The organism is Corallococcus sp. CA049B (assembly GCF_003611685.1).
GTDB classification, from domain to species: Bacteria; Myxococcota; Myxococcia; order Myxococcales; family Myxococcaceae; genus Corallococcus; species Corallococcus coralloides.
Window position 1 is genome coordinate 1 of sequence record NZ_RAWC01000269.1, and the last position, 10,994, is coordinate 10,994.

Consider the following 10,994-nt stretch of genomic DNA (forward strand, 5'->3'; position numbering starts at 1 on the left):
CCACCCTTCCCTCCCCTGGAGAGTCGCACCATGGCTGACCGACGACACACCGAGCGAAAGGGCCTCTCCCTGGGCGCGCTGGCCGCCGGGGTGGGGGCCGTCGTGGGGCTGAAGCGCGCGCTGCGTCCGCGCTACAGCTTCCAGGGCAAGACGGTCGTCATCACCGGAGGCTCCCGGGGGCTGGGACTGGTGATGGCGCGCATGCTCCTGAAGGAGGGCGCGCGCGTGGCCATCTGCGGACGCGACGTCGAGTCGCTCCAGCGCGCCCACGCGGACCTGGAGCGCCTGGGCGGAGAGGTGCTCACCCTGCGCTGCGACGTGCGCGACCAGGTGCAGGTGGACGCGATGGTGGGCGCCGTCCACGAGCACTGGGGCGTGGTGGACGTGCTCATCAACAACGCGGGCGTCATCATGGTGGGCCCGCTGGAGTCCATGACGCTGGAGGACTTCGAGGAGGCGGTGGACGTCCACCTGTGGGGGCCGCTGTACACGACGCTCGCGGTGGCGCCGGCCATGAAGGCGCGCGGCGAGGGCCGCATCGTCAACGTGGCCTCCATGGGCGGCAAGCTGAGCATCCCGCACCTGGTGCCGTACTCCGCGAGCAAGTTCGCGCTGGTGGGCCTGTCGGACGGGCTGCGCACGGAGCTGGCCCAGGACGGCATCCGCGTGACCACGGCGTGCCCGTCCCTCATCCGCACCGGCAGCCCGCGCAACGCGAGCTTCAAGGGCGACCACGAGAAGGAGTACGCGTGGTTCCACGTGAGCAACTCGATGATGGGCGTGTCCATGAGCGCCGAGCGCGTGGCGCGCAAAATCATCGAGGCGTGCCGCCGGGGTGACGCGGAGGCGCTGGTGGGCATGCCCGCGAAGCTGGGCGCGGTGGGCCGGGCCCTGGCGCCCAACCTCACCGCGCGCGTGCTGGACGCCGTCAACCGGCTCCTGCCCCAGGACAGCACCCCGGAGCGCCACAAGGGCAGCGAGAGCGAGACGCCCCTCACCCGCTCCTGGCTCACGGAGATGAGCCGCCGCGCGGCGGAGCGCAACAACGAGAACGAGGTGTCCCTGCACTGACGCGAAGGGACACCCCGGTGGACGGCCGCTACGCCTTGCCGTCCATCTCCGCCAGCTCCATGCGCCAGTGGCCGCGGTGCTCGTAGGCCTGCGCCAGCTGGTCGTTGAGCGCGGTGAGCATCTTCACGTTCCCGTCCTGCTCGTAGCCCTTGAGGGACTCCGCGCAGGCGGGCACGCGTGAGAGGAACGTCCTCAGCGCGTCCAGGCTCAATTCCTTCACATACATCCCGTACCCCAGCTTCTCCAGATAGAGGGCATTGAGCACCTGTTCGAACTGGCCTCCCACGGGGATGCTGAGCAGCGGCTTGTGCAGGTACACCGCTTCACTCATCAGCGTGTAGCCGCCGCCCGCGACCACCGCGCGCGCGGTGCGCAAATCGTCGATGAAGCCCGCCTCGCTGAAGGGCCGGTAGGTGAGGTTGCCGTCCACCACGTCCTCCTTGAGGTCGCGGCGCAGGCCGTACACGCGGCACGGCACGCCGGACTGCTTGAGGATTTCGGGCAGGTGCGTGTTCGTCGTCGCCGTCTGGTACACGAGCAGGTGCTCACCGGCCTCCGGCTTCGCCGCCAGGATTTCCGGCCGGAGGATGGACGGCGCCAGCGTGGTGCGGCGCTTGCGCACGGGCGGGTAGAAGAACGTCGTGGCGAGGTAGTGGAAGGCCCCGGGCAGCTTCGCCTTCACGATGGCGCGCGTGGCCTCGAAGCTCTCTTCATGGCCCGCGAGCAGCGCCGGGTCGTGCGTGCAGCGGTTGATGATCTGCATGTTGTCCACGCTGATGACGGGCAACATGTGGCGCTTCGCGAACAGGTAGCTGAACGTCTCGAAGTCGCTCACCACCACGTCCGGCTTGAAGCCCTCCACCAGGTCGAAGTACTGGCGCACGTTCTGCGGCCAGCCCGTCACGGCGCCCTGCAGGTTCTGCAGCACCGTCTGCCACTTCTTCACCGAGTTGCCTTCGTAGGCGATGGTCAGCCCCCAGATGCCGTGCACGTTCTGGAAGCGCTGGGCCAGGTAGTGCTGCGCCCGCCCGGACACCACGATGTGGACCTCGTGTTCCTTCGTCAGCGCCTCCAGCAGCACGCGCGAGCGCGTGGCGTGGCCCATCCCTTCGCCGACGACCCCATACAGGATTCGCATGGTCCGGAAGCATACGCCCGGGACACCCTCCCCTGTCCCTTCCGGCCCGGGACGGTGCTACGCCTCCCGGTCCATGACCTCCCTGCCCTCGCCACGGGGTGCCTCCGTCCTGCGCGCCGCGGCGTTCGGGGGCATCGCCGGCCTCATGCTGGGCGGCGTGGGGCTGCTCGGGCTGGGCGTGAGGGCCCTCTTCGCCCCCGCCGACTGCGCGAAGCTGTCCCCCCAGGAGTGCCAGCTCCTCCATGAGACGGACCGCGACCTGGGCCGCGTGCAGACGCTCTCCGGCGGGGCGCTCGTCGCCCTGGGCGCCGCCCTCTTCGCCCTCACCCGCCCGCGTCCACCCGAGGACGGCGATGCCCCCAGCGCTTGAGAGCCCGAGACTTCGCCGCGCCGCGCCAGCAGCCAGGCAGATTGTGCCTGAAGGTCATTTTCGCGCGCGGGGTAGGTCAACTAATTACTACTGGCCCGGCCATTAGGTTTGAGGGTAGGAGACGGCCCATGCAGCTCGAATCGTTGAAGATGTTCTGTGACGTGGTCGAGACGGGTTCGTTCTCCCGCGCGGCGCAGCTCAATCACGTGACCCAGTCGGCGGTGAGCCAGCAGATCCGCGCGCTGGAGAACCGCTACGAGCAGAAGCTGCTCTCGCGCAGCGCGCGGCAGGTGACGCCCACGCCCGCGGGCGAGCGCCTGTTCCGGGGCTGCAAGGAAATCCTGGCGCGCTTCGCGGAGGTGGAGCAGGAGATCCGCGAGCAGGCCACGGAGGTCCAGGGCGCGACCACCGTGTCCACCATCTACTCGGTGGGTCTGCACGAGCTGAACGTGGTGCAGAAGCAGCTCCTGAAGACGCACCCCAAGGTCAACATGCGCCTGAACTACCGGCGCAATGATCAGGTCTACGACGACGTGATTCTGGGCGCCGCGGAGATTGGCATCGTGGCCTATCCGCAGCCGCGCGCGGGCGTGGACATCCTGCCGTTCCGCGACGACAAGCTGGCGGTGGTCTGCGCGCCCAACCACCCGTTCGCCAGCAAGGCGAAGGTGAGCGTCACCGCGCTGTCGGGCGTGCCCTTCATCGCCTTCGACCGGGAGGCCCCCACGCGCAAGGCCCTGGACCGCCTGTTCCGCGAGAAGAACATCGACATCAATCCGGTGATGGAGATGGACAACGTGGAGACCATCAAGCGCGCGGTGGAGATGGGCCTGGGCGTGGCCATCCTCCCGCTCGCCACGGCCCACGCCGAAATCAAGAACAGCTCGCTGGTGGCGAAGCCCTTCGCGGAGGGGCCGGTGTCGCGCCCCATTGGCCTGCTCATCCGCAAGGGCAAGTACCTGGACCGCGCGTCCGCCGCGGTGCTGGAGGCCTTCAAGCAGGCCGCCCTGATTCCGCAGGACGACTGAAGGCCCCCCGCGGCGCTTCAGTAGAGCTTGCGCAGCCGGGCCGCGAAGAAGCCGTCGTAGCCCTCCGGCCCGGGCAGCGTGCGCAGCCAGGCCTGGGCGAGCGGCAGCTTGAGGCCGGGCAGCACGGGCGGCTCGGCCGTCCACTCCGGGTGGCTGCGCAGGAACATGTCCACCTGGTCCTGCCCCTCCTGCGGCTCCGGCGTGCAGACGGCGTAGACGAGCAGGCCGCCCGCCGGCACCGCCTCCTGGCAGTTCTCCAGGATGCGCCGCTGGAGCGTCGCCAGCCGGGCCACGTCCTCCTCCTTGCGGCGGTATCGCAGCTCCGGGTGCCGGCGCAGCGTGCCCAGCCCGGAGCACGGCGCGTCCACCACCAGCGCGTGGAACTCGCCCCAGCTCTCGGGGAACGGCTCGGTCGCGTCGTGCGCGTAGGCCTTCAGGCGCCCGGACAGCCCCAGGCGGTGGGCCTCGGCTTCAATCTTCCGCAGCTTGTTGGCGTGCAGGTCCACCGCGACGACGTCGTGGGTCTCCGCCTGATGGCAGGCCTTGCCGCCCGGCGCCGCGCACGCGTCCAGCACGCGCGCCGTCTCCGGGATGGCGCCGTAGACGCCCACCAGCTGCGCGGCCTCGTCCTGCACCTGCCACAGCCCTTCCGAGTAGCCGTACACGTCCTCCACGCGGCCCACGGGCGGCAGGACGATGCCCACGGGCGAGGACTCCGTGGCGCGCGCCTCCACGCCCACCTCCTTCAGCTGCGCGAGCAGCGCGTCGCGCGTCACCTTGGCGCTGTTGGCGCGGATGACGACGGCGGGCGGCGTGTTGTTGGCGACGAGCATCGCCTCCGCGCGCTCGCGGCCGAACTGGCGGATCCACCGCTCCACCAGCCAGCGCGGGTGGCTCTCGCGCACGGACAGGTACTCCACCGGGTCCTTCTGGGAGGGCAGCGGCGGCGAGGGCAGCTCGGACAGCTTGCGCAGGATGGCGTTGGTGAAGCCCGCCGCGCGCCCGAGCCCCACGTCCTTGAGGGCCTGGACCGTCTCCGCCACCGCGGCGCGCGCGGGCACGCGGGTGTGGAAGAGCTGGTAGGCGCCCACGCGCAGGGCGGCCAGGACCTTGTCCTCCAGCGCGTCCAGCTTGCGGTCCGCGAAGCGGGTGATGGCGTAGTCCAGCGCGAGCTGCCGGCGGGTGGCGCCGTAGGTCAGCTCGGTGACGAGCGCCGCGTCGCGAGGGTCCTTCGGCGGCGTCTCCGACAGGACCGTGTCCAGCACCACGTTGAGGTAGGCATCCGTGGCGCGCACGCGCGACAGGATGTTGATGGCGAGGATACGGGCGTTCATCCTTCTTCCAGCCGGGTCATCAGGTCCACCAGTTGCGTGTCCGTCAGCCGCGTCGCGGGCAGATGGGACAGGGTGAGGCTCTGGAGGCTGTCCTCCAAGAGCTCGCGGTGGCCGCTCTCCGCCGGCTCACCACGCTGGACCTGCTGATACTTCGCGCGGGCCCAGGTGGCCAGCTCCGCTTCACTGAGCCGTCCGGCCAGCCGGTCCGCGATCTTCTGGCGCACGAGCGCCCGGGTGAGCAGGTCCGACGCGGGCGTGGCGCCGCCCTTCGCCGCGCGGCCCAGCGTCTTGCCCGGCTTGCCGTCCGTCTTCACGACCGTGGGCACGGACTTGCGGCCCAGCGTCTTCAGCGGGCCCCCGGCCTCCGCCGTGCGCCGCAGCGAGCGCGCGGGCGTGGCCAGCGGCGTGGGCTCCGGCGCGTCGTCCCTCTTGAGCGGGTGCACGCGGCCCACCAGCTTGGGCTTCGGACGGGAATCGCCGTCCTCCGGCCCGGCGCCCTTCTTGCGGCGGCCCAGCGACTTCACCGGCCCGGGGATGGCGGGGTGGAAGATGCCGCTCGCGAAGGTCTCCAGCGCCTGGATGTACGGGTCGAAGCCGTGCAGCCCCAGCACCTGCATGGCGCACGCTTCGGCCACCACGGACTCGCGCGCGGGCGGCTTGAGCAGCACCTCGATGGCGGGCAGCCCCACCGCCTCCAGCGCCTCCTTCAGCGCGTAGGACGTGAAGTACCCCGCGGGGTTGATGAGGATGCCCTCCACGTTCTTGCGCTCGGCGTGGATCGTGTCGATGAGGACGCCCTCGTGGTTGGACTGGACAAGGGTCAGCGTCAGTCCCAGCTCCTTCGCCTTCGCGCGCAGGGCCGCGTCGAGGTCCGTCAGGCGGCCCCCCGCGATGTCCTCGCGCTCACCCAGGAGGTTGAGGTTCGGTCCGTGCAACACCAGCAGCTTCATGCCCATCCGTGAGACTCCATCACGCTAGGATTCCACATGGCGCTCGGGGGCGCGCTCACGACGTGAACGGCTGACTGCCCGGCTGCAATCTGTTTCCGGAGAGGAAGTCCGCCGCGCGCATCACCCGCTTGCCCTCTGGCTGGACCTCCAGGAAGACGACCGAGCCCTCGCCACAGGCGACCTCGATGCCCTCCGGCCCCGCGGACAGCACCGTGCCGGGCGCGCCCCTCCCCTCCGCGGCCCGCATCCGGTGCACCTTGAAGACCTTGCCTCCCAGGAGCGTGTACGCGCCGGGCCACGGCGTGAAGGCGCGCAGGCGGCGGTCCAGCTCCACCGCGGGCTTCGTGAAGTCCAGCTTGCCGTTCTCCTTGTCGATGATGGGCGCCAGCACCATGCCCTCGGAGGGCTGGGGCTGGGGCGTCAGCTCACCGTTCAGGTAGCGCGGCAGGGACTCGCGCAGGATGTCGCCGCCCAGCGCGGACAGCTTCGCGTGCAGCGTGGCGCTCGTCTCATCCGGCGCGATGGGCAGCCGCTTCATCGCCAGCACGGGGCCGGTGTCCAGGCCTTCATCCATCACCATCAGCGACACGCCCGTCTCGCTGTCGCCATGTTCAATCGCCCACTGGATGGGCGCGGCGCCCCGGAAGCGCGGCAGCAGCGACGCGTGCACGTTCACGCAGCCCTTCACCGGAAGCGCCAGCAGGTCCTTGGGCAAGATCTTGCCGTAGGCCGTCACCACGCAGACGTCGGGGGCGTACTGGCGCAGCTCCTCGGAGAACGGCGGCGTGCGCAGCTTCTGCGGCTGGAGCACGGGGATGCCCTTCTCCAGCGCGCGCTCCTTCACGGGCGGCGCGGTGACGGCGTTGCCCCGGCCCTTGGGCTTGTCCGGCTGGGTGACGACGGCCACGACGTCGCCCACGTCGAAGCAGGCCTCCAGCGAGGCCACGGCGAACTCGGGCGTACCCATGAAGACGATGCGGGGTCGGCTGCTCATGTGAGGGAAGTCTCGTGTGGAAGAAGGAATGGGGTCAGGCCACGGACTTGAAGGCGGCGGGCGGCGCGGAGGTGTCCACCGCCTGGCGCTTGCGCGCGCGCAGCGCCTCCAGCGTGGACAGGGCCTCGCGCGCCTCCGGGGTGGTGGCCACGTCCTTGAGCACGTCCAGGGCCTTCTCCAGCGCCAGCGCTTCGTCCGCCTCGCGCTGGCGGATGCGGTCCACCGCTTCGCTGAAGCGCGCGAAGAAGGCGCGCAGCTCGTCCTTGCGCCGCAGGGGGCGCAGGCGCGGATAGCGGCCCGCCGCGAGCGCCGCGACGTAGAGGCTCATCACGTGGACGGGGCCCGCCACACGGTGCGTGAAGAGCAGCCCGAACAACCCGAGCGCGACGCCCAGGCCCACGGTGGCCACGCCGGTGAGCCACCAGAGCGTCTCCACGCCGGACAGGCCCTCTTCGGCGGACATGCGGTGCACCTGCTGCGCGAGCACGCCGAACAGCAACATGCTCCCGGCGCCGATGCCGGTGAGCAGCAGGATGTATTTGAGCTGGAATTCTCGGTCGAGCAGGTACGTCCGGCGGATGATGGTCGGACGCGACGCGTTACGACTGTCTTCGGCATGGGGCATGTCGTTGACCAGCGTACCCCAGGAGGTGGGGGAGGTTTGCGTCCTTCGTGTGGACAGGTCTACACCCGACGAAAGCCCAGACGTTCGGACGTAAAGGAGCCCCATGTCCCGCTCATTCGTCGCCCTGTCCCTGGCCGTTTCCTGCCTCGCCCTGGGGGGTTGCAAGAAGGAGGACCCCAAGACGCCGGAGTACTGGCAGTCCAGTCTGGAGGGGGCGAAGCGCCCCGACGACAAGGTGCGAGTGATTGAGTCGCTGCGCACGTCGGGCAACGTGAACGAACAGTTCCTGCCCTTCCTGCACGCGCGGCTGTCCTCGGAGCGCCGGCCGGAGGTGAAGGCGGCGGTGGCCCGGACGCTGGGGGACCTGCACCACCCCACGTCGCTGGAGCCGCTGACGGCGGCGCTGGACCCCGGGGCCTCGGACGTGCCGGCGCAGCAGGTGAACAAGGCGGTGGTGGGCGCGCTGGGGCGGATTGGGGATGCGCGCGCGGTGCCGTCGCTGGTGCCGCTCCTGCGCAGCAAGGACAACTACACGCGCATCGAGGCCATCCAGGTGCTGGGCGCGATGAAGGCGAAGCCGGCGGTGGAGCCGCTCATCCAGCTGGCGACGGACGAGGCCGCGGAGCCGTTCCTCAACAAGAAGGCCATCGAGGCGCTGGGGCAGATTGGGGATCCGCGCGCGGTGCCGGCGCTGATGCGCACGCTGACGAAGGAGCGCCGGGGCGTGTCCTTCTACGTGGAGAGCAGCTTCGCGCTGTTCCAGTTGGGCGCGCCCGCGGCGGACGCGCTGTTGCCGGTGCTGGAGGGCAAGGACGCGGAGCTGCTCACGTGGGCGAAGGCGCAGGGGGTGAACCCCGCCAGCTACCCGATGAAGGCCGCGCAGGTGCTGGGCGACCTCCGGGAGAAGCGCGCGGTGCCCACGCTGCTGAAGCAGCTGTCGTTCACGCATTCGGATCCGCAGATTCAAGCGCTGGTGCGGATGCAGGCGGCGGACGCGCTCGGGAGGATGCGCGCGCAGGAGGCGGTGAAGCCGCTGGCGGGGCTCGTGGGCGAGCCGGACGCGACGGTGCGCGACGCGTACGTGCGGGCGCTGACGCTGCTGGGCAGCCGGGACGCGCTCCCCGCGCTGGAGAAGGCGGCGGGCACGGGCGACTGGTATTCGCGGGAGATCGCCGTGAAGGGCATCGCGATGCTGGGGGATGCGCGGGAGCAGCCGGTGCTCGCGAAGCTGGCGGCGGCGGAGCCCGCGCGCACGGCGGCGGACTGCCAGGAGACGGGCGAGGACGGGTGCCAGGACGCCGCGGCGCTGGGCAAGAAGCGCGCGGAGCAGCTCCAGGGTTATGGCGCCGTGCTCGAAGCGGCGCAGGCGTGCAGTGGCAACGCGGGCTGCTGGTCGCAGCGGCTGCCCAAGGCGGACGCGGTGCTGTTGCAGCGCGCGGCGCTGGAGCTGGGGCGCTCCGGGGCGGCGGACCAGGGCCCGACGCTGGCGTCCCGGCTCACCGAGCGCGACACCGAGGCGCGCGCCACGGTCATCCAGGCGGTGGACTGGCTGGCGGACGCGCCCGGCGCGGCGAAGAAGCTGCGCGAGGCGTCCCTGCCCGCGCTGAAGAAGCAGCTGGAGGACGAGAAGGGCAACTCCCACTTCGTGCGCGTGAACGAGGACCTGCGCCGGCTGATGGTCAAGCTGGAGCGGGCGTAGCCCCATCCTCCGAGGCACGCAGCGCGGGCGGCATCCGCTCCACCGCATGGTGGAGCACGCCCAGCTGACGCACCAGCCGCGACAGCTGCGTGCGCGCCAGCGCGTCCGTGCCCTCCAGGCCAGGCGCCTCGCGCTCGAGCGCTGACGGCACGCGGCGCGCCACCAGCGCCGAGGACAGCTCCTCCAGCGCGTCCGTCGCGTAGCGCACCACCGGTCCCAGGTCCGAGCCCTGATGCCATGTGCGGCTCGCCGCCAGCGCCGTCACGGCCGCGGTGAAGCGGCGCGCGTACGCAATCAACGCCATCCCCGGCTCCAGCTCCTTCGCCGGCCCCTTCCACTCACTCAGCAAGCGCTGGAACGACGCCTCCGCGGACAACAGCGCCACGCCCACCTTGCGCCGGGCCTCTCGCAGCGCCGCCTCCGTGGGCACCGGCGTCCGCGACACCTCGCGCAGGTAGCCCTGGTCCGCCTTCAGCACGCGGGCCACCGCCTCCGCGAAGCGCGCGTGCTCGGGGCTTGGCCAGAGCAGCCGGATGCCCACCAGCGCCAGCGCGCCGCCCATCAGCGTGTTGAGGATGCGCACCCCCGCGAGCCGCCAGTCCCCCGTTTGGATCTCCGCGAGCAGCACCAGCGCCGGCACCAGCAGCACCTGGTACACCGTGAAGTTCAGCGGCCTCACGCTCACCGACACGCAGACCAGCAGCACGATGGCCGCGAGCATCAGCCACTGCGCCGGCAGCACGTGCACCAGCCCCATGGCCAACACGCTGCCCACGAACGTGCCCGCCACACGCTGAAGCCCCTTCTCCGTGGTGAGCCCCGAGTACGGCTGCAACACCACGATCACCGTGATGGTCACCCAGTACCCGTGATTGAGCCCCAGCCCCTCCGCCAGCGCCGTCGCCACCGTCGCCATGAGCCCCAGCCGCAGCGCGTGCCGGAAGACCACCGACTCCGGCGTCAGGTGGTCGCGCAGCACCTTCCACCCCGAGCGCCCGCGCCCCGGCTCCAACCCCAGCGGCTTCGTGTCCCGCTCCGGCAGCGGCTCGCTGCTCTCCAGCCGGGACGCCACGTCCAGCGCCACCGCGCTGTACTCCCGCAGCCGCCCCAGGAGCCCCGCCACGTGCGAGTACTGCGAGCGCGCCGGCTCCGGCAGCCCTCCGTCCGCCTGGAGCACCCGCGTCACCCGCTCCGCGTCCCACGACGTGCGCGCCGGCACCGTGCCCCGCACCAGCGAACCCACCACGCCCCGCAGGTCCACCGCCAACGCGCCCAGCGCGTGCTGCGCCTCGATGCGGGCCGCGCGGCACGCGCCCTGGCGCGGCGCCTCGTCCAGCGCCTCCGACATGGCCGTGAGCAGGAGCGACAGCGCGTCCGCGTCCTCCAGCAACACCAGCAGGTGCTCGCCCCGGCCGCTCTCCTCCTGCCGTCCCTGGCGCGTGGCCCCCAGCATCGCGCGCGCGGTCTCCAGCGACTGCCGCATGCGCGCGGCCCGCTGCACCGCCTCCCACGTCCCCACCCGAGAGGGCCCCTCCATGGGCCAGCCCGCGACCGCGTCCGCGACGTCCGCCAGCTCGTCGTAACAGGCCGCGATGGCCAGCCGCGCGGGGCGGTAGGGCCGGAGCGGCCAGAGCACCAGCGCCAGGAACATGGACCACAGGCCGCCCGCGATGAAGTACGCCGCCTGCATCAGCGCCGCTTCCGGTCCTCGCTGCGGCAGGGCCAGCGACACCACGAACAGGTTCGCCAACAGCATGCCCACGATGCCCGGCGTGTCCCCGAAGC

10 protein-coding genes are annotated in these 10,994 nt (G+C 71.3%); 4 read left to right on the forward strand and 6 right to left on the reverse strand.

Annotated features, from left to right (window positions below):
• Positions 1 to 30: 30 nt before the first annotated feature.
• A complete protein-coding gene (locus D7W82_RS35135) occupies positions 31 to 1,071 on the forward strand; it encodes an SDR family oxidoreductase (protein ID WP_120622491.1) in 1,041 nt (346 codons plus the stop codon).
• Between the two features lie 28 nt (positions 1,072 to 1,099).
• On the opposite strand, the gene D7W82_RS35140 is transcribed toward D7W82_RS35135, so the two are convergent.
• Positions 1,100 to 2,209, reverse strand: coding sequence for an MJ1255/VC2487 family glycosyltransferase (locus tag D7W82_RS35140; RefSeq protein ID WP_120622483.1), 1,110 nt, complete (start codon positions 2,207 to 2,209; stop codon positions 1,100 to 1,102).
• A 73-nt stretch (positions 2,210 to 2,282) separates the two neighbouring features.
• On the opposite strand from D7W82_RS35140, the gene D7W82_RS35145 reads away from it, so the two are divergent.
• Both D7W82_RS35145 and D7W82_RS35150 read left to right on the forward strand, forming a co-directional pair.
• The gene (locus D7W82_RS35145) at positions 2,283 to 2,579 is read left to right on the forward strand and encodes a hypothetical protein (protein WP_120622484.1); all 297 of its coding nucleotides are present in this window, start codon (positions 2,283 to 2,285) and stop codon (positions 2,577 to 2,579) included.
• Between the two features lie 128 nt (positions 2,580 to 2,707).
• On the forward strand, positions 2,708 to 3,607 hold the full coding sequence (locus D7W82_RS35150; RefSeq protein ID WP_120622485.1) for a LysR family transcriptional regulator: 900 nt from the start codon (positions 2,708 to 2,710) through the stop codon (positions 3,605 to 3,607).
• A 17-nt stretch (positions 3,608 to 3,624) separates the two neighbouring features.
• On the opposite strand, the gene rsmB is transcribed toward D7W82_RS35150, so the two are convergent.
• Genes rsmB through D7W82_RS35170 form a run of 4 tightly spaced genes read right to left on the reverse strand, consistent with a single transcriptional unit; the run spans position 3,625 to position 7,510 of the window.
• A complete protein-coding gene (gene rsmB, locus D7W82_RS35155) occupies positions 3,625 to 4,941 on the reverse strand; it encodes a 16S rRNA (cytosine(967)-C(5))-methyltransferase RsmB (protein ID WP_120622486.1) in 1,317 nt (438 codons plus the stop codon).
• A complete protein-coding gene (locus D7W82_RS35160; protein WP_171424105.1) occupies positions 4,938 to 5,897 on the reverse strand; it encodes a type II 3-dehydroquinate dehydratase in 960 nt (319 codons plus the stop codon). The genes rsmB and D7W82_RS35160 overlap by 4 nt, the downstream gene beginning before the upstream one ends.
• 49 nt (positions 5,898 to 5,946) lie before the next feature.
• The gene (gene fmt / locus D7W82_RS35165) at positions 5,947 to 6,885 is read right to left on the reverse strand and encodes a methionyl-tRNA formyltransferase (RefSeq protein ID WP_120622487.1); all 939 of its coding nucleotides are present in this window, start codon (positions 6,883 to 6,885) and stop codon (positions 5,947 to 5,949) included.
• Positions 6,886 to 6,919: 34 nt separating this feature from the next.
• Positions 6,920 to 7,510 (reverse strand): signal protein, encoded by a 591-nt coding sequence (locus D7W82_RS35170; protein WP_120622488.1) that lies wholly within the window; start codon positions 7,508 to 7,510, stop codon positions 6,920 to 6,922.
• A gap of 103 nt (positions 7,511 to 7,613) precedes the next feature.
• On the opposite strand from D7W82_RS35170, the gene D7W82_RS35175 reads away from it, so the two are divergent.
• Complete coding sequence (locus tag D7W82_RS35175) at positions 7,614 to 9,209, forward strand: HEAT repeat domain-containing protein (RefSeq protein ID WP_120622489.1); 1,596 nt, start codon at positions 7,614 to 7,616, stop codon at positions 9,207 to 9,209.
• Here D7W82_RS35175 and D7W82_RS42440 read toward each other — a convergent pair.
• A partial coding sequence (locus D7W82_RS42440; RefSeq protein ID WP_120622490.1) for an FUSC family protein occupies positions 9,190 to 10,994 on the reverse strand: 1,805 nt, incomplete at its 5' end. The genes D7W82_RS35175 and D7W82_RS42440 overlap by 20 nt on opposite strands.